We start from the raw sequence: 20,607 nt of genomic DNA, 5'->3' as shown, positions 1-20,607 counted from the left end.
AAGCCGTGAAGGAGGGAACCTCACCTTTAGGAGGCCAGCGTGCCTGAAGCACCGACGATCGATACCGGCAACACCGCGTGGTTGCTGATATCGAGTGCGATCGTGCTGCTCATGACACCGGGTCTGGCGCTGTTCTACGGCGGTCTGAACCGGTCCAAGGGCGTGCTCAACATGATCATGATGAGCTTCTCGGCCATGGGACTCGTCAGTGTCCTCTGGCTTTTCTACGGCTTCAGCATGGCCTTCGGTACCGACCAGGGCGGCGTCATCGGTGACGTCGGTCAGTACCTCGGCACCAAGACGTTCATGGCCGAAACCGACCTGTGGGGCGAGACCGGCATCCCGCTCTACGTCTTCATGGCCTTCCAGATGATGTTCGCCATCATCACGGTCGCCCTGATCAGCGGTGCCATCTCCGACCGGGCCAAGTTCTCCGGCTGGCTGCTCTTCGCCTTCGGGTGGGCGACCCTGGTCTACTTCCCGGTCGCGCACTGGGTGTGGGGCGGCGGCTTCATCGGGGCCGGCCTCGGCGCGCTGGACTTCGCCGGTGGCACGGCGGTGCACATCAACGCCGGTGCCGCCGCGCTGGCCCTGGTGCTGGTGCTCGGCAAGCGGCTCGGCTGGCCCAAGGAGGCCATGAAGCCGCACAACGTCCCGATGGTGGCGCTCGGCACCGGTCTGCTCTGGTTCGGCTGGTTCGGCTTCAACGCCGGTTCCGAGCTGACCGCTGACGCGACCACCGCGATCGCCTTCCTCAACACCCAGGTCGCCACCGCCGCCGCCGTCCTCGGCTGGCTGGTCGTGGAGAAGATCCGGGACGGCAGGCCGACCCTGGTGGGTGCCTCCTCCGGTGCCATCGCCGGCCTGGTCGCCATCACCCCGGCCTGTGCGTTCGTCGCCCCGTGGGCGGCGGTCCTGCTCGGCGTCGTCGCCGGTGCGGTCTGCGCCCTCGCCGTCGGCCTGAAGTACAAGCTCGGCTACGACGACTCCCTCGACGTGGTCGGCGTGCACTTCGTCGGTGGCTGGATCGGCTGCCTCTGGATCGGTCTCTTCGGCACCAGCTCGGTCAGCTCGCTCGTCACCGACGAGGGCCTCTTCTACGGCGGCGGGGTCACCCAGCTTGGCGTGCAGGCCCTCAGCGCCCTGATCGTCACGGTCTACTCCTTCGTGGTGGCCTTCGCCCTCGGCTTCGTCATCCAGAAGACCATCGGCTTCCGGATCTCCGCCGAGGACGAGGTCAACGGCATCGACATCACCGAACACGCGGAGAGCGGCTACGACCTCTCGCCCTCTGGCGGAAGCGCCGGTGGCGCGTTCGCGATGGCCGGCATCGGCACCCCGACGGCGACGACGCCGCCGAAGGCAGCCGAGCCCGCACCCACCACCGGAGTCGGCGAGAAGGTCGCGGGCTAACGTTTCTGCGATGGAAGGGTTGGACATGAAGCTGGTGACCGCGGTCATCAAGCCGTACCAGCTGGACGCGGTGAAGGAGGCCCTGCACGCCCTCGGCGTGGCCGGCCTGACCGTCAGCGAGGTCCAGGGTTACGGCCGGCAGAAGGGGCACACCGAGGTCTACCGGGGTGCCGAGTACACGGTCGAGTTCCTGCCCAAGATCCGGGTCGAGGTGCTCACCGACGAGATCGACGTCGACAAGGTCGTGGACGCCATCGTCGGCGCCGCCCGCACCGGCAAGATCGGCGACGGCAAGGTCTGGGTGACCGCCGTCGAGGAGGTCGTCCGCGTCCGTACCGGCGAGCGCGGCCTCGACGCCCTCTGATCGCCGACCCATGATGACCCCGCCGACCACACCGGATCCGACCGCCGCCCCCGGCGGCCCGGTTCCCGCAGTCGGCGGGGTCGTCGGCGTCGGCGAGGCCGCCAGGCGCGAACGGGCCGAGCGTCACGACCGCTGGCTGCGCACCCTGCTGCCCGATCGGGAGGGCGTGGCGCTGGTCGCCGTCGGTGGTCTCGGTCGCCGGCAGTGCGCACCCCACGGCGACCTCGATCTGGTGCTGGTGCACACCGGCGTGTCCGGCGTCGACGACCTGGCCGCCTCGATCTGGTATCCGGTCTGGGACGCCGGGGTACGGCTGGACCACTCGGTACGCACCGTCGGCGAGGCGCTCTCGGTGGCCCTGGACGACGTCAAGGTCTCGCTCGGTCTGCTCGACGCCCGGTACGTCGCCGGGGACCGGGGCGTCGCCGACGAACTCGTCCGCACCGCCGCCGACCAGTGGCGGCGCACCGCCCTCCGGCAGCTCCCCGCATTGCGGGAGGTCACCGAGAGCCGCTGGCAGACCCACGGCGAACTGGCCTTCCTGCTGGAGGGGGACCTGAAGGAGGCCGCCGGCGGGTTGCGCGACGTGGGCATCCTGCGGGCCATCGCCACCGCCGGGCTCACCGACGCGCTGCGCCCGGCGGTCCGGGCCGCCCACCTGCGGCTGCTGGACACCCGGGACGCCCTGCACCAGCAGGTCGGCCGGCGGGTCGACCGGCTGCTCGCGCAGGAACGCGCCGGGGTGGCCCGGCTGCTCGACCTGGACGACGGGGACGCCCTGCTGCGCCGGGTCGCCGGGGACGCCCGCACGGTCAGCCACGCGCTCGACGACGCCTGGCGGGCCGCCGACCGGCTGCGCGTCCGGCGACGACGGGACACCGACGGTCGGCCGGTGCGCCGTCCGGTCGCCCGGGACGTGGTCGAGCACGACGGTGAGCTGGTGCTCGCTCGTACCGCCATCGGACCCCGCCCCGACCCGGTTCTCTCGCTCCGGGTCGCCGCCGCCTCGGCGACCACCCGGCTGCCCATCGCCCGCGCCACCTGCGAGTGGCTCGCGGCGTACTGCCCACCGCTGCCGTCGCCCTGGCCGGCGGAGGCCCGCGCCGCGCTGGTCACCCTGCTCGGGGCCGGTCCGGGCCTGGTCGCCGCCTGGGAGACCTGCGACCGGTACGGGCTGGTCGACGCCTGGCTGCCCGAGTGGCCCCGACTGCGCAGCCTGCCGCAGCACAACCCGGTGCACCGGTACACCGTCGACCGGCATCTGGTGCAGGCCGCGGCCGAGGCGAGCCGGTTCGCCCGCGAGGTGGACCGCCCCGACCTGCTGCTCCTCGGCGCGTTCCTGCACGACATCGGCAAGGGGCTGCCCGGCGACGGCGCCGACGCCCAGGGGCACGGTCCGGCGGTCGCCGACCACAGCGTGCTCGGCGCGCCGCTGGCCGAGGCGGTGGCGACCCGGGTCGGGCTGCCCCCGGCCGAGGTGGCGCTGATCGGCACGCTGGTCCGGCTGCACCTGCTCCTGCCGGACGTGGCCACCCGGCGGGACCTGGACGACCCGGTGACCATCACCCGGGTCGCCGAGGCGGTCGGTGACGTGGCCACCCTCGACCTGCTGCACGCCCTGGTCCGGGCGGACGCCGCGGCCACCGGGCCGGCTGCCTGGTCGGAGTGGAAGGGACGCCTCGTCGCCGGCCTCGTCGGCCGGGTCCGCACCGCGCTGGACACCGGAGCCCTGCCCGCGCCACCCGCCCCGGACCCGGCGCTGCTGGCGGAGCCGCTGCCGGTCGTCCACCTGACCGCCGACACGGTGGCGGTGGCCGCGGCGGACCGGCGCGGCCTGCTCGCGACCGTGGCCGGCTGCCTGGCCCTGCACCGGCTGGAGGTGGTCGCCGCCGACGCCGCCACGGTCGACGGGCGGGCCCTGGTCACCTGCCGAGTCCAGCCCCGCTACGGGCTGCCGCCGGATCCGGTCGCGCTCGCCGCCGACCTGCGCCGCGCCGTGGTCGGCGACGTCTCGGTCATCCAGCGGCTGCGGGGTCGGGCCCTGGCCGCCCGGACCGGTGGCGCGGCCCCCCGGGTGGTCTGGCACCGGGACGCCGCGACCGACGCCGTGGTGCTGGAGTTGCGGGCGGCCGACGCGGCCGGACTGCTCTACCGGGTGACCAGCGCGCTGGACGCGGCCGGTGTCGAGGTGCGGGCGGCCCGCATCTCCACCCTCGGCGGGGACGTGGTGGACGCCTTCTACCTGGTCGGCAACGGCCCGGACGACGCCATGCGCGCCCACCTGGAAGCCACCGTCCTCGCCGCCGTGTGAGAGCGGTCGCGGTGCCGGGGGTCGCGGTGCCGGGGGCTGCGCCGTGGGTGACGTGCGGTGGTGGGTGTTTGCAGGGGCACCCTGTTACCGCATTCTGACGAGCAAGGGCCCCCTGCAACCACCTGGGCGTGGTCCGGCCGTGCCCGGCCGGAGGCGTGGGTACCGGCGGCGGGCTACCCTAACGGTGGCCGGCCCTTGTTTCCCGGCCGCGTTGTGCCCGCCGTAACACTGACAAACGGGATGTTCGCGTGTTTGACACCTTGAGTGACCGCCTCTCCGGGATCTTCACCAAGCTCCGCGGCAAGGGGCGGCTCACCGACGCCGACATCGACGCCACCGCGCGCGAGATCCGGTTGGCGCTGCTGGAGGCCGACGTCGCGCTGCCGGTGGTCAAGGGCTTCATCGCGAACGTCAAGGAGCGGGCGCGCAGCGTCGAGGTCTCCCAGGCGCTCAACCCGGCCCAGCAGATCATCAAGATCGTCAACGAGGAGCTGATCGCCGTCCTCGGTGGCGAGGGGCGGCGACTCCAGTTCGCCAAGCAGCCGCCGACCGTGATCATGTTGGCCGGGCTCCAGGGTTCCGGAAAGACCACCCTCGCCGGCAAGCTGGCCCGCTGGCTCAAGGCCCAGGGGCACCAGCCCCTGCTGGTCGCCGCCGACCTCCAGCGTCCCAACGCCGTCGGGCAGCTCCAGGTCCTCGGTGGCCGGGCCGGCGTCGAGGTCTACGCTCCGGAGCCCGGCAACGGCACCGGTGACCCGGTGCAGGTGGCGCGCGCCTCGATCGAGCACGCCCGGCGGGCGGCCCGGGACGTCGTCATCGTCGACACCGCCGGTCGACTCGGTATCGACGCCGAGATGATGCAGCAGGCCGCCGACATCCGGGAGGCGGTCGACCCCGACGAGGTCATCTTCGTCATCGACGCGATGGTCGGCCAGGACGCGGTCCGCACCGCCGAGGCGTTCCGGGACGGCGTCGGCATCACCGGTGTGGTGCTGTCGAAGCTCGACGGCGACGCCCGGGGTGGCGCCGCGCTGAGCGTCCGGGAGGTCACCGGGCAGCCGATCCTGTTCGCCTCCACCGGCGAGAAGCTGGAGGACTTCGACGTCTTCCACCCGGACCGGATGGCCAGCCGCATCCTCGGCATGGGCGACGTCCTCACTCTGATCGAGCAGGCCGAGCAGGCCTTCGACGCCGATCAGAAGGAGAAGATGACCGCCAAGCTGATGGGCGGCGAGCAGTTCACCCTGGAGGACTTCCTCGACCAGCTCATCGCGGTCCGCCGGATGGGCCCGATCGCCAACGTGCTGGCCATGATGCCCGGCATGGGGCAGATGAAGGACCAGCTCGCCGAGCTGGACGACAAGCACTTCGACCGGGTCACCGCGATCATCCGCTCGATGACCCCGGCCGAGCGCACCAACCCGAAGATCATCAACGGTTCCCGGCGGGCGCGTATCGCCAACGGCTCCGGTGTCACCGTGATGGACGTCAACCAGCTGCTCAACCGCTTCGCCGACGCGCAGAAGATGATGAAGCAGATGGGCGGCATGATGGGGCTGCCCGGCGGGGGGCGGCGCAAGGCCACCAAGAGCCCGAAGAACAAGCGCAAGGGCACCAAGGGCGGCAACCGGCCGCGTACCGGCGCCGGTGCCGGCGTCGGGATGCCCGGTGGATTCCCGGGAGGCATGCCCCAGCTCCCACCGGGGATGAACCCGAACGACCTGGGCGGGCAGGGCGGGCTGCCCCCGGGCTTCAAGCTTCCGAAGATCGACTTCAACAAGCTCGGCAAGGGCGACGGCAAGTAGGGCTGACGGGGTGTCGATGACCTAGGGTGATCGGATGGACGCGTACGGTGGCGAGGTCCCCTGGAAGGAGACCTCCATGACTTCGGTGCCGATCCTGCCCGAGCGGTCGGAGTGGACGGTCGACGACCTCGACGACCTGCCGAAGGACCTTCCGTACGAGTTGGTCAACGGAAGGTTGATCGTGCCGTCCCCCACCCCGCTACACCAGTTCATCTGTGCTCGGGTCATGTTCGCCTTGGAATTGCACTGCCCGGACGACTACTTCGTCAGCATGGACCAGTCACTGGCGGTCGACCGACGGAACGAACCGCGTCCTGATGTGGTCGTCATCCGGGTCGAGCAGGCCAACCGGTCGCCGGTGCCCGTGCAGGACGCGGTGCTCGCTGTCGAGGTCGTCTCCCCGGACTCCACCATCCGTGACCGGTACGACAAGGCCCGCCTCTACGCCGCTGCCGGCGTGCCGGCGTACTGGGTCATCGACCCGTTGCGCGAGAAGATCACGCTCACCGAACTCCTGTTGAGTCCGAAGGGCGGCTACGAACCCAGCGTGGAGACCGACGGTCTGGTCACCATCGACCGGCCGTGGAAGGTGACGATGGACCTGCCGGCGTGGACCGCCCGACGGCGGGCGGTCTTGGAGCGGGGCGCCTGATCCGCGTACGACGACGTGGGGCCCGGCCGCTCGGCCGGGCCCCACTCACCTCACCTCAGGTCAGACGCCGAGGTCCGGGCGGTTGGTCACCCGGAGGGCGTTGACGATCGGCTGGCCGTAGCCGGCGTGCGTGACGAACCGGACGTTGAGCTGCCCGTCGGTCACCTGGACGGTGTACGTGCGGCTCAGCGCGGCGTAGCTGCCGACCTCACCGGCCACGTCCAGCGACGGCAGCACCTCCTGGCCCTCCAGCAGCACGTCGAAGACGCGCTTGTCCGGCCGCTGCGTCTTGACCTCGGCGAAGTCCAGCTCGACGGTGTACCAGCCGTCGGCGAGCCCGTCGATGCGGTACTCGTACATCCCCTCGCGCTGGGTGGCGAAGCGGGCCGGGTCGTTGGTGCCGGTGATCGTCGTGCTGGTGGTCCGGCGGCTCGACGTGCCCAGGTAGCCCGCCTTGCCGGCAGAGTACGCCTGGTCGGGCGACCAGGTCTGCCCCTCGACGTCGATCCGGCCGGCGGTGCCCCCGGCGTCGACGGCCAGCGCGTAGCTCGGCACGACCAGGGTGACCGGTAGCACGATCACCGGCTTCCGGCCGCTGGCCGAGCTGATCTGCACCTTCGCCTGGTGGTGGCTGCCCGGGGCCAGCCCGGCGGTGCGGACCGTCACCCCGACGGTGTGCCGGCCGCCGGCCGCCACGGTGGCGGTGGTGCCGGACAGCTCCAGCCAGCCGAGGTCCGCCGGGAACCCGTCGGCGTCCAGCTCGGTCACCGTGACGTCGGTGCCGAGCGACCCGGTGTTGCTCAGGGCGATCGACCGGCCGCGGGTCTGCCCGGCCGGAGCGGTCACCGTGAGGCTGGTGGCGTTGGCGCCGATCCGGGCGGTGCGCAGCGCCGCCGACCGGGTCTCCAGCGCGCCGGCGGCCAGGGTGGTCGTGGCGGTGGAGGTCTCGTAGTTCGGCTGGGCCAGGCTCAGCCCGACCGTGCCGGCCGGGGCCTGGATGAGGTACCGCCCGCTGGCGTCCGAGGTGTCGCTGACCGTGGTGTCGCCGACGGTGGCGGTGACCGTCGCCCCGGCCAGCGGCAGCCCGTCGTTGGCGTCGGTGAGCACGCCGGAGAGGACGCCGGTGCGGGTGGTGCGGAACGCGATGGCGGTGCCGTCGGCGACCGCGCCGGTGTTGAAGGAGTAGAGGAAGCCGGCGGTGCCGTCGGAGTTCTCCAGGCCGATGGTGGCCCCGGTGCCGGTCTCGTCGCCGGTGCCGGCGATGTCCTTGTACCGGTAGACGACCGAGCCGTCCTCGCCGATCGTGGCGCTGAACGTCAGCCGCTGGCTGCGATTGGCGTAGATCGCCACGTTGCGCCACTCCACGGTGAAGGTCCGGCGCGGGGCACTGCCGCCGACCGTGGTGTAGATCGCCGAGTCGGTCTCGACGTAGAGGTCGTCCCAGAACGGGAAGAGGGCGAGGTTCGGGGCGACCGTGCTGGGGATCGTGGTGTTGACCCGGTTCGTGGAGGAGGTGCCGAAGCCCAGCACACCGTTGGTGCTGACCCAGGCGTCCTGGTACGACTTTCCGTACAGCGGCACCCGGAAGGGCAGGGAGACCGTCGTGGCCCGGTCGTCGCCGGTGACGTTCAGCAGTTCGGTGCCGGGGGTGAAGGTGCCGCCGGCCGCGCCGCAGGCGTACCCGAAGCTGTCCACCCGGTCGGGCAGGGTGACGTCCAGGTCGGTGTCGGCGTCGACGGTCGTCGACTGGGTGACCGCGTCCGCGCACCGGTAGGCGTGCGTGAAGCGCACCTCGTAGCTGCCCTGCGGGACGGTGACCGAGTAGTTGCCCTGTGCGTCGGCGGTGGCGGTGAGCGGGGTGCTCAGCACGCTGACGGCTGCGCCCGCCGCCGGCCCGGCCGAGGTGCTCACCGTGCCGCTGAGCGTGGCCGAGGGGGCCTGCTCGACGACGACGTCCTTGTTGACCGTCTGGTTCTCGGTGACCGTCACCTGCCCGGTGGCGGTGACGTAGCCGAACTTGCTGACCGTCACGGCATAGTCGCCGACCATGAGCCGGTCGAACCCGTACGACCCGTCGGTGGCGGTGGTGCCGGTGCGGGTCATCGGGCCGGTCACGGTCACGGTGGCCCCGGCGAGCGGCGCGCCGCCGGAGGTGACGTGGCCGTCCACGGTGCCGAGCGCGCCGCGGGGGGTGGCGTCGACCGCCGCGTACGCGTCGAGCCGGCCCTCACCGAAGACGTTGTTCTTCTCGACGGTGCCGCCGCAGGTGAGGGCGTCGACATCGATGGCGGTCTGGTCCAGGATGGCCCGGGTGGCGGCGATGTCGCCGTGGATGGCGGGGGAGGCCGACCACATCAGGGCCACCGTGGCGGCGGTGTGCGGCGAGGCCATCGAGGTGCCGCTGAACGAGCCGTAGCCGGTGCGGGTGGACGAGCGGACGTTCGCGCCCGGAGCGGCGATGTTCGGCTTGATCTCGCCGTTCTCACCGGTGCCCCGGCTGGAGAAGCTGGCGATCGCGTTGTTCACGTCGAACGCGCCGGAGCTGTAGCTGATCGAGTACATGCCGGGGCTGCCCGAGGTGTTGCAGCCGGGCCCGCTGTTGCCGTTGGAGAACGCCGGGAAGATGCCGGCGGCCACCCAGGCCGAGACGGTCTCGGCGTACCACGGGTCGTAGGTGGTGTTGCCCCACGAGTTGTTGATGACGTCCGGCGCGAGGTCCGGCCGGGGGTTCGCGCCGTTGATGTCGGTCGGGGCGAGCATCCACTGCCCGGAGGCCAGCAGCGAGGTCCGCGAGCAGGAGCTGGACTCGCAGCCCTTGGCGGCGATCCACTTCGCGTTCGGGGCGACGCCGACGACGTTCTCGCCGTCCAGGCCGACCATGCTGCCCATGGTGTGGCTACCGTGGTCGTTGTTGTCGCAGGGCTCGTCGGTGCTGCACGAGCCGGACGGGTCGAACCAGTTGTAGTTGTGGTCGTAGCTGCCGTCGGCGGCCCGGCCCCGGTAGCTCGCGTTGAGCGCGGGGTGCAGGTAGTTGACCCCGGTGTCGATACCGCCGATGACGACACCCTCGCCCCGGACGCCCAGCTCGTTCCAGACCTGCGGGGCGTTGATCCGGTCGATGTTCCACTCGATGCCGTCCACCGTCGCGACGGTCTGGCCGGGGAGCGGCGTGGGGATGCTCACCGGGTCGTCGGCGACGATCTCGCGGACGTCTCCGTGGGTGGCCAGTTCGTCGAGGAGCTTGGCGTCGCCGGTGACGTGGATGGTGTTGACCAGCCAGAAGGGCGTGAACTCGGCCCCCCGCCTGGTCAGCAGGCTACGGATTCCGGCCTGGCTGCGCTCGGCGTGGGCGGTCTTGGCCCGCAGCACGGCGGCGCCCTTCTCCGCCTTGGTGCGCAGCTTCGTCGCCGTGGTCAGGTCGGCCTGGCTGTCGAGGAAGACCCAGAAGGCCGACTTGCCGGTGTCGGCGATCCGCTTGGTGACCTTCTTGTCGACCTTGGCGGTCACCGCCCGCGCGGTGCCGGCCTGGTCCGGCGCGGCCGAGGCGGGGTGCCCGACGGCACCGACCGGGATGGTCAGACCGACCGCGAGACCGAGCGCTGCCACACGCCATCTTCGTGGTGACACGGTTGTGACGCTCCTTTGTGAGGCGAGGAGAAGAGCCCGGACAGCCCGGGATCCACCGGTGCATCCTGATCCCGCGTGCCCCCGACATCAAGACAGGCTTAAATAAATAAATCTGTCAATCAACCGTTCGTGTCGCTCTGTGTGTTGGATTGATTACGGATTGGACATGGGTGTTTCCGCCCTGTCCCGGCCCGCGACCTCCGGCGCGGCGGGGAAGAATGGCTCCGACCGCCCGCTACCGGCAAGACGGAGGACGAATGGCCTGGCACGTACGCGGTGTGGTGCTCCCCGACGACGAGGAGCGCGACCTGTGGCTGGTGGGGGACCGGGTGACCTTCGAACCGGTCGCCGGCGCGGAGACGATCGCCGACGGCGGGTGGATCCTGCCCGGCCTGGTCGACGCGCACTGCCACATCGGCATCGCCCGGGGCGGCGCGCCGGTCGGCTCGCTGGAACAGGCGCGGGAACTGGCCATCGTCGACCGGGACGCCGGGGTGCTGGCCATCCGCGACGCCGGTTCGCCGTACCCGTACCCGGAACTCGACGACGACCCCGACCTGCCGCGACTGGCCCGGGCCGGCCGGCACATCGCCCCGCCCCGGCGCTACCTGCGGGACATCGGGGTGGAGGTGCCGGCGACCGAGGTCGCCGCGACCGTGGCCGCGCAGGCCCGCGCCGGCAACGGCTGGGTCAAGCTGGTCGGTGACTGGATCGACCGGGGCGTCGGGGACCTCGCGCCGGCCTGGGACGCGGCCACCATGACCGCGGCGGTCGAGGCCGCGCACCGCGCCGGCGTCCGCGCCGCCGTGCACACCTTCTCCGAGGAGGCTGTCGCGATCATGGTGCGCGCCGGGGTCGACTCGGTGGAGCACGGCACCGGCCTCAGCCTCGACCTGGTCGACGAGATGGCCCGCCGGGGGACCGCCCTGGTGCCCACCATGATCAACATCCAGACCTTCGGCCGGATCGCCGACCAGGCCCGGGAGAAGTTCCCCGGGTACGCCGACCACATGCTCGCCCTGCGGGACGGCTTTCCCGACGTGGTCCGGGCCGCGTACGAGGCAGGTGTGCCGATCTACGTCGGCACCGACGCGGGCGGCGGCATCGACCACGGGCTGGCCGCCGACGAGATGCTGCTGTTGCACGAGCGGGCCGGGATGACCCCGCCGGACGTGCTCGCCGCCGCCTCCTGGGGCGGGCGCGCCTGGCTCGGCTTCGGCGGACTCACCGAGGGCGGCCCCGCCGACCTGGTCGTCTACCCCGAGGATCCGCGTCGCGACCTGCGTGTCGTGCGCGCCCCCAGCCGCGTCGTCCTCCGGGGCCGCCCGCTCCGCTGACCGTACGACGGAGTGCGAGTGAGCCCTCCCGGCCGGCGCTCACGGGGTCGGCGGGGCGACCCGCCGGGCACCGGTGGCCCCGTGGTCCACCGCCGGGGCGATCGGCGTCGGCGTGCCCGTCGGGGTGGGCGTGCCCCTCGGGGTGGGCGTGGCCGTCGGGGTGGGCGTGGCCGTCGGGGTGGGCGTGGCCGTCGGGGTGGGCGTGGCCATCGGGGTTGGCGTTGCGCTCGGGGCCAGCGTGGCCGCCGGGGTGGACGTGGTGGCGGAGAGCAGCTGGAGAGCCAGGGTCGTCAGGTGCCGTGCGGTCCGGTCGGGTGGTGCCTGCGGCAGCACGATGTGGCTGACCACCAGGCGGACGACCGCGTCGGCGGCGAAGGCCAGCGCCGCCGGGTCGGCCTCCGGCAGCCGGTGACCGGCCCACTCCAGCAACGCCCCCGTCGCCTCGTCGAGCACCAGCTCCGCGCGCGTCGTCAGGTAGGGCAGCAGCGCGTCCGAGCCACCCCGGGCACTGGTCAGGATCGCCTTGACCAACGGGTTGCCCGCCGCCTCGGTGAGGGTGTGCGCGATTGCCGCGTACGCCCCGGCGCGCACGTCGTCGCCGTGCTGGCGCAGCGCCGCCCGGACGTCCGCGACGAACCGGTCGACCTCGCGGCGGGCGAGCGCCTCGGCCAGCCCCGCCTTGCTGCCGAACTCGTTGTAGACGGTCTGCCGGCTCACCCCCGCCGCGCTCGCCACACCGCCCATGCGCACGCCGTCCCAGCCGACGGCGACGGCCTGTGTGCGGGCGGCGTCGACGATCGTGTCACGCAGCCGCTGCCGCGCGGCGTCCCGGATCCCGTCCATCCGGCCGAAGTCTACGGTCGCGCACCAGCGGATCGTCGCACTCGCGCGGCGGGCGAGTGCGCGGTCAGCCGAGCCAGCGGGCCATCAGCAGGGTGGCGTCGTCGGTCAGCTCGTCGTTCTGGTAGTCGAGGATGGCGTGCACGAGCCGGCGGGTGGTCTCCGGGGCGGGCAGGCCGTCGGCCAGGGCCCGGACGGCGAAGTCGACCAGCCGGTCCACGCCGAACGGCTCGCCGTCGGCCGAGCGTGCCTCGACGATGCCGTCGGTGTAGAGCAGCACGTCGTCGCCGGGTTGCAGGTCCTCCTCGGCCACCTGCGGAGGTTGCAGGTCGCCCAGGGTCATCGGCAGCGCGGTCGGCGTCGGCAGGATCCGCACCAGCCGTCCGCCGCGCAGCACCAGCCCGCTCGGGTGCCCGGCCGAGATCACCCGTAGCCGCCCGGTGCCCTGGTCCAGCTCGGCCAGGACCGCCGTGATCATCCCGGCCCGGTCGTGGGCCCGGACCGCCCGGTCGATGTGGTGGTACGTCTCGACCAGCGGCAGCGCGCCGCGCCGGGCGTTGCGGTACGCGGCCAACGCGATCGAGGCGAGTACCGCGGCCCGCAGGCCGCCCTGCGAGCCGTGGCCGACCGCGTCGAAGAGCGCCAGATGGGCCAGGTCCCCGGTGACCGAGTAGTCGAAGGCGTCCCCGCCCACCTGGTAGCAGGGCTCCAGCAGTCCACTGATCACCAGTCGTTCGGTGGCGAAGGTCAACGGTGGGAGTTGGGCCCGCAACAGCTCGGCGGGGAGCTGCATCGGGGCCCGTCGCCGGAGCAGTTCCAGGGTGTCGCCGTACAGGCCCCGGGTGACCGTCAGCTCGGCCATCAGGGTGGCGAAGATCCGTAGGTCCTCGTGGCGCGCCTCGTCGTAGCTGCCGGTGCCGACCACCTCCAGCACGCCGAGTCGCTCGGCGCCGTCGAGCAGGGGAATCCAGAGCGACACGCCGTCCGCGCCGGGGACCTCGTGGTCGGCCAGCGTGCCGAACGTCCGTCCGGCGACCGTGCCGGAGATCGGCACCGGCTGGCGGGCCGGGGAGAGCGTGCCGGTGAGCGGCACCAGCCACCGTTGCTGGTGGTCGACCAGGTAGAGCAGCACCGCGCTCGCGTCGAGCAGCGGCGCGACCCGCATCACCAGGTCCGGCAGGTCCTCCGGGCGGGTGCGGTGCGACGCACGCAGCACCTGGCGCATCGCCTCGGCGAGATCCACCGTCCGTCTCCCGTTCTCCGCGTCGCCGGCCCGGACGTTTCACCGGACCACCGGGCGGTCGGGAGGCGCGCAGGTTCGGTCCGGCGACCCGGAACAGGCTCCCCCATGATGGCAGAGCCGCCCGTCGTCCGCCCGGGACCGGCGGGACCCACCGCGTCCGGTCGTGGGCCCCGCCGACCGGGCGCATAGGATGTCCGGTCATGGCACGCGTGCTCACTCCCCGCGCGGAGGACTTCCCCCGCTGGTACCAGGACCTGATCGCCAAGGCGAAGCTCGCCGACAACGGGCCGGTGCGGGGCACCATGGTCATCCGACCGGCCGGCTACGCCATCTGGGAACGGATGCAGGCCGAGATGGACGCCCGGATCAAGGACGCCGGTGCGGAGAACGCGTACTTCCCGCTCTTCATCCCGGAGAGCTACCTCAAGCGGGAGGCCGAGCACGTCGAGGGCTTCTCGCCCGAGCTGGCCGTGGTCACCCACGGTGGCGGCAAGCAACTCGCCGAGCCGGTGGTGGTGCGGCCGACCAGCGAGACGGTCATCGGCGAGTTCATGGCCAAGTGGGTGGACTCCTACCGGGACCTGCCGCTCCTGCTCAACCAGTGGGCCAACGTGGTCCGCTGGGAGCTGCGCCCCCGGGTCTTCCTGCGCACCAGCGAGTTCCTCTGGCAGGAGGGGCACACCGCGCACGCCACCCGGTCCGACGCCCGCTCCTACGCGCGGAAGATCCTGCACGAGGCGTACGAGGACCTCATGGTCAACGTCCTGGCCATCCCGGTGCAGGTGGGCCTGAAGACCGCCCGGGAGCGGTTCGCCGGGGCGACCGCGACCTACACGCTCGAAGGCATGATGGGCGACGGCAAGGCCCTCCAGCTCGGCACCAGCCACGAGCTGGGGCAGAACTTCGCCAAGGCGTTCGACATCACCTACTCCTCCGCCGAGGGTGGCCGGGAGCACGCCTGGACGACCTCCTGGGGCACCTCGACCCGGATGCTCGGCGGCCTGATCATGTGCCACGGCGACGACAACGGCCTGCGGGTGCCGCCGAAGCTGGCGCCGGTCCAGGCGTACGTGATGGTGGTCAAGGACGGCGAGGGCGTCGGCGAGGCGGCCGGCAAGCTCCGTGACGCGCTGCGCGATGCCGGGGTCCGGGTCGCGCTCGACGACCGCACCGACACCCCGTTCGGCCGCCGGGCCGTCGACGCCGAGCTGCGCGGCTACCCGGTACGGGTCGAGGTCGGCCCCCGGGACCTGGCCGCCGGCAACGCGGTGGTGGTCCGCCGGACGGACGGCTCGAAGACCCCGGTGCCGGTGACCGACGTGGTCGACGCGGTGCTCGCCGCGCTGACCGCCGACCAGCAGGCCCTGTACGACCAGGCGCTGGCCCACCGCGAGTCCCGTACCCGTGAGGTGGCCACGCTGGCCGAGGCGATCGAGGCCGCCGCCACCGGCTGGGCCCGGGTGCCGTGGTCGGCGGTGGGGGTCGCGGGCGAGGCGGAGGCGAACGCCCAGGGCGTGACCGTGCGTTGCCTGCTGCGGGCCGACGGTTCCGTGCCCGACTCGGAGGACGAGGCCGACCTGGTCGCCATCCTCGCCCGGGCGTACTGACGTGCGGTGGTAGCAGGGGACCCCGGTTACCGCCTGGTGCGGAGCAGGGGCCCCCGGCTACCACGCGACTCGACGTGCGGGCAGATCGGCGTGCACGCGGGTCGGCGAGCGGGCGGGACGGGGAGAGAGCGGAGGCGCGGGTGCGGTTCGAGCCGGGACGACTGATCATGCACCGGAACGTGCGGCGGGGCCGGATCGGCTGGGTCCGCCCGGCCCGGGTGGTCAGCGACGACGAGCGCGGCCTGCTGCTCTGGATCGCCCGGGACTCCCCGGTGGCCAGCGAGGTCAGCGCCGACGGCCGGGGCATGCGGACGATGCCGTTCGCCGAGTGGGTGACCTCCCCGTCGTACGGGCTGGCGGTGAGCCGCTGGAACGGCCCGCCGTTGCTGAAGTTCCTGCCCGCCGGGGCCGCCCATTCGGTCTGGTGGTTCTCCGACGAAGAGGGCTGTTTCGCCAACTGGTACGTGAACCTCGAGGAACCGGGCGTCCGCTGGGACGACGGTCACCTCGCCGGGGTGGACATGGTCGACCAGGACCTCGACGTGGTCGTGCGATCGGACCTGAGCTGGCAGTGGAAGGACGAGGAGGAGTTCGCCGAGCGGCTCGCCCTGCCCGAGCACTACTGGGTCACCGACGAGGCGGCGGTCCGCGCCGAAGGGCGGCGGGTGATCGCGCTCGCCGAGGCGGGACAGTTCCCGTTCGACGGCACCTGGTGCGACTTCACCCCGCCGGCGGAGTGGGTCGCCCCGTCGGCCCTGCCGCCGGGCTGGGACCGCCCGCCCGTCCGCTGAGCCGGCGCATCTGGGACGCTGAGCCGACGCGTGCGGGCCGCCGGGTCGACGCGTGCGGGCCGCTGAGCCGACGCGTGCGGGCCGCCGGGTCGACGCGTGCGGGCCACCGAGGAGACACGTGCGGGCCGCCGAGGCGACCCGGTGCGAGGGATCGGCCTGGAATCTGGCACAATGGCTGGCTGGTATCCGGCGCGTGTCCGGCGCCCTCTAACCCGGGCATGCCGCCAGTCCACCCGAGCAGTCCCCGGCCCATCCCCACTGTGCCGGTCGGCTCTCACCCCGCCGCACCGCCCGTTCGGGCCGGTGAGAATCGCAACAGGAGCGAAAACACTGTGGCCGTAAAGATCCGGCTCCTGCGGATGGGCAAGATCCGCAACCCGCAGTACCGCATCGTCGTCGCCGACTCCCGCACCAAGCGTGACGGTCGGGCGATCGAGTTCGTCGGGATCTACCAGCCGAAGGAAGACCCTTCGGTGATCGAGGTCAAGTCGGACCGGGTCCAGTACTGGCTGTCCGTCGGCGCCCAGCCGAGCGAGGCGGTGCAGCGTCTGCTGGAGCTGACCGGCGACTGGCAGAAGTTCAAGGGCCTGCCGGCCCCGCCGCCGCTGAAGGTCGCCGCGGAGCGGGTCAACCGCCAGGAGGCGTACGAGGCCGAGGCGAAGGCCGCGGCCGGTCTGACCGACGCCCCGGCCAAGCCGGCGAAGAAGGCCGAGAAGGCCGAGGCGGCGAAGACCGAGGAGCCGGCCGGTGCGAACTCCGGTGAGCAGGCCTGACGTGGCCATCCGTCCGGCCCTGGAGCACCTGGTCAAGGGGATCGTCGACCACCCGGACGACGTGCGCGTCCGGCTGGTGGACTCCCGTCGGGGCAAGCGGCTGGAAGTCCGCGTGCACCCGGAGGACCTCGGCACGGTGATCGGGCGGTCCGGCCGGACCGCCAAGGCGCTGCGCCAGGTGATCGGCTCCATCGGCGGGCGCGGGGTACGCGTCGACATCGTCGACTCGTACTGATGCTCCTCGTCGTCGGCAGGATCGGTAAGCCGCACGGTGTCCGCGGTGAGGTCACCGTGGAAGTGCGGACCGACGAACCTGAAACGCGGTTCGCCCCCGGCTCGGTGTTGACCACCGAGTCGGGGGCGAGGCCCGCCAACCCGGCACCCGGTCCGGGCGTGCCCTACCAGGTGCCCGACCGGCTGACCGTCGAGTCCGCCCGCTGGCACCAGGGACGGCTGCTGGTCGTCTTCGAGGGCGTGCTCGACCGGGAGGTCGCCGAGGCGCTGCGGAACACGCTGCTCGCCGTGGACAGCGCCGGGATCGCGCCGCCGGAGGACCCGGAGGAGTTCCACGACCACCAGCTCGTCGGGCTGGCCGTGGTCACCCCGGCCGGTGAGCACCTGGGCGAGGTGGCCCGCATCGAGCACGCGCCCGCCTCCGAGCTGCTGGTCGTACGACGCCCGGAGGGGCGTACCGCGCTCATCCCGTTCGTCCGGGCGATCGTGCCGGAGGTCGACCTGGCCGGTGGGCGCGTCGTCGTCGACCCGCCGGGCGGGCTGCTCGACCTGTGACACCGGCGCCACCCGTGACACCCGCAGGAGCGACCCCCGCCATGCGCGTCGACGTTGTGTCGATCTTCCCGGAGTACCTCACCCCGCTCGACCTGTCGCTGATCGGCAGGGCCCGGGCGCGGGGGGTGCTCCGGCTGGCCGTACACGACCTGCGGACCTGGACCCACGACGTGCACCGCACGGTCGACGACACGCCGTACGGCGGCGGGCCGGGCATGGTGATGCGGCCGGAGCCGTGGGGTGAGGCGCTCGACGCGCTGGCCCCGGCCGACGCCCCGACGCCCCGGCTGCTGGTCCCCTCCCCGGCCGGGGCCCGGTTCACCCAGGCCATGGCACACGAGCTGGCCGCCGAGGAGCACCTCCTCTTCGCCTGCGGCCGGTATGAGGGCATCGACCAGCGGGTGCTGGACCACGCCGCCACCCGGATGCCGGTGACCGAGGTCTCCCTCGGTGACTACGTGCTCTTCGGCGGCGAGGTGGCGGTGCTGGTGATCCTGGAGGCGGTCACCCGGCTGCTGCCCGGGGTGCTCGGCAACGCCGGGTCGCTGGACGAGGAGTCGCACGCCCACGGGTTGCTGGAGGCGCCCGTCTACACCAAGCCGCCGAGCTGGCGCGGCCACGAGGTGCCGGAGATCCTCCGCTCCGGTGACCACGGCCGGATCGCCCGCTGGCGGCGGGACGAGGCGCTGCGCCGGACCGCGCGACGCCGGCCGGACATGCTCGCCGCCCTCGGTGCCGAGCTGGACAAGAAGGACCGGGCGGCGCTCGACCGGGCCGGGTTCCCGGCCCCGGAACGGGATATGGCAGAGTAGAGGGGTTGCCGTATTCGCTCACACCGTGGGCGGCTACGAGGATCCCCGACCGGGGTCGTCTCCACCGGCCACCACCCGAGGATCAGAATCACCCGTTCGCGTGCCGACCACCGGCGCGCCGTGAGCCTTACGAGGTTGCAGCGATGAACATCCTGGACGCCCTTGACGCCCAGTCGAAGCGGACCGACCTCCCCGACTTCCGCGCCGGTGACACCGTCAAGGTGCACGCGCGGGTCGTCGAGGGTAACCGGTCCCGTGTCCAGATCTTCCAGGGCGTGGTCATCCGCCGCCAGGGTGACGGCCTGCGGGAGACCTTCTCCGTCCGGAAGATCAGCTTCGGCGTCGGCGTCGAGCGGACCTACCCGGTCAACAGCCCGGCGATCGACCGCATCGAGGTCGTGACCCGTGGTGACGTCCGCCGGGCCAAGCTCTACTACCTGCGCGAGCTGCGGGGCAAGAAGGCCAAGATCAAGGAGAAGCGCGAGAAGCAGCCCAGCTGATCTCGCCGCCACACCGGCCGGCACGCCGGAGGCCCCCCGACCCGGGCACACTACTCTGGTCGGGCGGGCGCAGCAGTGCCGACGGATCGTCCACCGCCCGTGGAGCCTCGACGAGGCTCGGCGGGCGGTAGTCGTTTGGGCTGATGCGGGGAGTGGGCGTGGTGCAGTCGGTGGACGAGGACGGCGCGGTCGACCCGTGGCGGCGCCGGCCCCGGCGGCCCCGCCGGCAGATGCCGCTCTGGCAGGAACTGCCGCTGCTGCTGGTCGTCGCCTTCTGCCTCGCCGTGCTGATCCGGACGTTCCTGCTCCAGGCGTTCTTCATCCCGTCCGGCTCGATGGAGGACACCCTGCTGGTCGGGGACCGGGTGCTGGTCAACAAGGTCGTCTACGACGTCCGCGACCCGGCCCGGGGTGAGGTGGTGGTGTTCCGGGGCACCGACCGGTGGGCGCCGCAGGTGGACGGGGTGCCGGAGCCGGGGTTCCTGGGCAAGCTCGGGCAGACCCTCGGCGACCTGGTCGGGGTGAGTCGCCCCGGCGAGAAGGACTTCATCAAGCGGGTGATCGGGATCCCCGGCGACCGGGTCGCCTGCTGCGACGCGCAGGGCCGGGTGACCGTGAACGGCGTCGCGCTCGACGAGCCGTACGTGTTGCGCGACTCGCCGCTGGACCTGCCCCCCAACCCCCGGGAGTGCCGGTCCCGCCGGTTCGACGAGGTGGTCGTCCCACCCGGGCAGATCTTCGTACTGGGCGACCACCGGCTGGTCTCGCAGGACGCCCGCTGCCAGGGACCGGTGCCGATCGACAATGTGGTGGGCCGCGCGTTCCTGGTCGTCTGGCCCTCCTCCCGCTGGTCGTCGCTGCCGGTGCCGGAGACGTTCGCCGAGGTTGACGCCGTGGTGGCCGCGCCCGTGCCGGCCGGACCGGATCCGGTCGGCCAGATGCTGCCGTTCGCGCCGTTGGTCGGCGTGGGCGGGCTTGTCGCGCGTTCCGGTCGATCGATGCGCGTCGGGCGACGTAGGCTCCACTCGTGATAGACGAGCAGACCGACAAGCCCCGCAGTTCCTTCTGGAAGGAGCTGCCGGTCCTCCTGGGTGTGGCGATCCTGGTCGCGGTGCTGGTCCGCGCCTTCGTGTTGCAGACCTTCTTCATCCCCTCGCCGTCGATGGAGAACACTCTCCAGATCGACGACCGGGTGCTGGTCAACAAGCTGGTCTACGACTTCCGCTCCCCGGAACGGGGCGAGGTGATCGTCTTCAAGGCGCCGACCGAGTGGAGCGGCAACCCGGACGGCGAGGACTACATCAAGCGGGTCATCGGCGTCGGCGGCGACCGCGTGGTCTGCTGCGACGACCAGGACCGACTGATGATCAACGGCAGGTCGCTGGACGAGCCGTACGTCTACTCCGTCGACGGCCGGCGGGACAAGCCCGCGGATCAGGAGTTCGACGTCACCATCCCGAAGGGGCGACTCTGGGTGATGGGGGACCACCGGTCGGCGTCCGGCGACTCGCTGGAGCACTGGGAGCGGCTCCAGGACATCGACCAGGCCACCATCCCCGTCGACGACGTGGTGGGGCGGGCCTTCACCGTCTTCTGGCCGGTGAGCCGGGCCACCTGGCTCTCCGTGCCGAGCAGCTTCGACGGCATCCCGAATCCCTGACGCCGGAAACCCGAATCCCTGACGTCCGCCCTGCCGCGTCGCGGCCAACAGGCACACGGGGTCCAGGGTGGCCGGCGGCGGTC

17 protein-coding genes and 1 pseudogene are annotated in these 20,607 nt (G+C 72.3%); 15 read left to right on the top strand and 3 right to left on the bottom strand.

Annotated features, from left to right (window positions below):
• The first annotated feature begins 39 nt into the window (after positions 1-39).
• The 5 genes from GA0070618_RS02675 to GA0070618_RS02655 all read left to right on the top strand — a co-directional run bounded on the left by GA0070618_RS02675 (position 40) and on the right by GA0070618_RS02655 (position 6,545).
• A complete protein-coding gene (locus tag GA0070618_RS02675; RefSeq protein ID WP_088980203.1) occupies positions 40-1,413 on the top strand; it encodes an ammonium transporter in 1,374 nt (457 codons plus the stop codon).
• Positions 1,414-1,438: 25 nt separating this feature from the next.
• Positions 1,439-1,777 carry a P-II family nitrogen regulator gene (locus tag GA0070618_RS02670; protein ID WP_172900363.1) on the top strand — a complete coding sequence of 113 codons (339 nt, stop codon included), beginning with the start codon at positions 1,439-1,441 and terminating at the stop codon, positions 1,775-1,777.
• Between the two features lie 13 nt (positions 1,778-1,790).
• Positions 1,791-4,088: a [protein-PII] uridylyltransferase gene (locus GA0070618_RS02665; protein ID WP_088985240.1), complete on the top strand. Its 2,298-nt coding sequence runs from the start codon at positions 1,791-1,793 to the stop codon at positions 4,086-4,088.
• Between the two features lie 248 nt (positions 4,089-4,336).
• Entirely contained in the window at positions 4,337-5,893 is a 1,557-nt protein-coding gene (ffh, locus tag GA0070618_RS02660) for a signal recognition particle protein (protein WP_088980201.1), read from the top strand.
• A 76-nt stretch (positions 5,894-5,969) separates the two neighbouring features.
• Positions 5,970-6,545 (top strand): Uma2 family endonuclease, encoded by a 576-nt coding sequence (locus GA0070618_RS02655; RefSeq protein ID WP_088985239.1) that lies wholly within the window; start codon positions 5,970-5,972, stop codon positions 6,543-6,545.
• Positions 6,546-6,605: 60 nt separating this feature from the next.
• Here GA0070618_RS02655 and GA0070618_RS02650 read toward each other — a convergent pair whose 3' ends face one another.
• Entirely contained in the window at positions 6,606-10,151 is a 3,546-nt protein-coding gene (locus tag GA0070618_RS02650) for a S8 family serine peptidase (protein ID WP_197701713.1), read from the bottom strand.
• Between the two features lie 278 nt (positions 10,152-10,429).
• Between GA0070618_RS02650 and GA0070618_RS02645 the strand changes: the two genes are divergently transcribed.
• Entirely contained in the window at positions 10,430-11,509 is a 1,080-nt protein-coding gene (locus GA0070618_RS02645) for an amidohydrolase family protein (RefSeq protein ID WP_088980199.1), read from the top strand.
• Between the two features lie 252 nt (positions 11,510-11,761).
• Here the strand turns inward: GA0070618_RS02645 and GA0070618_RS02640 are convergent.
• Both GA0070618_RS02640 and GA0070618_RS02635 read right to left on the bottom strand, forming a co-directional pair.
• A pseudogene (locus GA0070618_RS02640) lies at positions 11,762-12,352 on the bottom strand (TetR family transcriptional regulator); the annotation flags it as partial.
• Between the two features lie 64 nt (positions 12,353-12,416).
• Positions 12,417-13,592 (bottom strand): PP2C family protein-serine/threonine phosphatase, encoded by a 1,176-nt coding sequence (locus GA0070618_RS02635; RefSeq protein ID WP_088980197.1) that lies wholly within the window; start codon positions 13,590-13,592, stop codon positions 12,417-12,419.
• A gap of 200 nt (positions 13,593-13,792) precedes the next feature.
• Here GA0070618_RS02635 and proS point away from each other — a divergent pair, with 200 nt between their 5' ends.
• From proS to lepB (GA0070618_RS02590), 9 genes are all read left to right on the top strand, one after another.
• The gene (proS, locus tag GA0070618_RS02630; RefSeq protein WP_088980196.1) at positions 13,793-15,199 is read left to right on the top strand and encodes a proline--tRNA ligase; all 1,407 of its coding nucleotides are present in this window, start codon (positions 13,793-13,795) and stop codon (positions 15,197-15,199) included.
• A 140-nt stretch (positions 15,200-15,339) separates the two neighbouring features.
• Positions 15,340-15,990 carry a ribonuclease FAU-1 family protein gene (locus GA0070618_RS02625; protein ID WP_088980195.1) on the top strand — a complete coding sequence of 217 codons (651 nt, stop codon included), beginning with the start codon at positions 15,340-15,342 and terminating at the stop codon, positions 15,988-15,990.
• A gap of 332 nt (positions 15,991-16,322) precedes the next feature.
• Entirely contained in the window at positions 16,323-16,763 is a 441-nt protein-coding gene (gene rpsP / locus GA0070618_RS02620; protein WP_088980194.1) for a 30S ribosomal protein S16, read from the top strand.
• Positions 16,738-16,998, top strand: coding sequence for an RNA-binding protein (locus GA0070618_RS02615; RefSeq protein ID WP_172900246.1), 261 nt, complete (start codon positions 16,738-16,740; stop codon positions 16,996-16,998). Before rpsP ends, GA0070618_RS02615 begins: the two co-directional genes overlap by 26 nt.
• Positions 16,998-17,552 carry a ribosome maturation factor RimM gene (gene rimM, locus GA0070618_RS02610; protein WP_088980192.1) on the top strand — a complete coding sequence of 185 codons (555 nt, stop codon included), beginning with the start codon at positions 16,998-17,000 and terminating at the stop codon, positions 17,550-17,552. The genes GA0070618_RS02615 and rimM overlap by 1 nt, the downstream gene beginning before the upstream one ends.
• A gap of 41 nt (positions 17,553-17,593) precedes the next feature.
• On the top strand, positions 17,594-18,364 hold the full coding sequence (gene trmD, locus GA0070618_RS02605; protein ID WP_088980191.1) for a tRNA (guanosine(37)-N1)-methyltransferase TrmD: 771 nt from the start codon (positions 17,594-17,596) through the stop codon (positions 18,362-18,364).
• Between the two features lie 143 nt (positions 18,365-18,507).
• Complete coding sequence (rplS, locus tag GA0070618_RS02600; RefSeq protein WP_088980190.1) at positions 18,508-18,864, top strand: 50S ribosomal protein L19; 357 nt, start codon at positions 18,508-18,510, stop codon at positions 18,862-18,864.
• Positions 18,865-19,022: 158 nt separating this feature from the next.
• Complete coding sequence (gene lepB / locus GA0070618_RS02595) at positions 19,023-19,895, top strand: signal peptidase I (RefSeq protein WP_088985238.1); 873 nt, start codon at positions 19,023-19,025, stop codon at positions 19,893-19,895.
• Positions 19,892-20,524: a signal peptidase I gene (gene lepB / locus GA0070618_RS02590; protein WP_088980189.1), complete on the top strand. Its 633-nt coding sequence runs from the start codon at positions 19,892-19,894 to the stop codon at positions 20,522-20,524. Before lepB (GA0070618_RS02595) ends, lepB (GA0070618_RS02590) begins: the two co-directional genes overlap by 4 nt.
• Positions 20,525-20,607 lie beyond the last annotated feature (83 nt).

It is taken from the genome of Micromonospora echinospora (assembly GCF_900091495.1).
Taxonomy (GTDB): domain Bacteria; phylum Actinomycetota; class Actinomycetes; order Mycobacteriales; family Micromonosporaceae; genus Micromonospora; species Micromonospora echinospora.
Note: the sequence above shows the minus strand (reverse complement) of the source record. Positions and strands in the feature narration are given on the sequence as shown.

Bases quoted from the DNA above. Each gene is read 5' to 3' on its own strand.
- GA0070618_RS02670 (WP_172900363.1), top strand. From the start codon at position 1,439: ATGAAGCTGGTGACCGCGGTCATCAAGCCGTACCAGCTGGACGCGGTG.
- GA0070618_RS02645 (WP_088980199.1), top strand. From the start codon at position 10,430: ATGGCCTGGCACGTACGCGGTGTGGTGCTCCCCGACGACGAGGAGCGC.
- rplS (WP_088980190.1), top strand. From the start codon at position 18,508: ATGAACATCCTGGACGCCCTTGACGCCCAGTCGAAGCGGACCGACCTC.
- proS (WP_088980196.1), top strand. From the start codon at position 13,793: ATGGCACGCGTGCTCACTCCCCGCGCGGAGGACTTCCCCCGCTGGTAC.
- GA0070618_RS02655 (WP_088985239.1), top strand. From the start codon at position 5,970: ATGACTTCGGTGCCGATCCTGCCCGAGCGGTCGGAGTGGACGGTCGAC.
- trmD (WP_088980191.1), top strand. From the start codon at position 17,594: ATGCGCGTCGACGTTGTGTCGATCTTCCCGGAGTACCTCACCCCGCTC.
- rimM (WP_088980192.1), top strand. From the start codon at position 16,998: ATGCTCCTCGTCGTCGGCAGGATCGGTAAGCCGCACGGTGTCCGCGGT.
- GA0070618_RS02665 (WP_088985240.1), top strand. From the start codon at position 1,791: ATGACCCCGCCGACCACACCGGATCCGACCGCCGCCCCCGGCGGCCCG.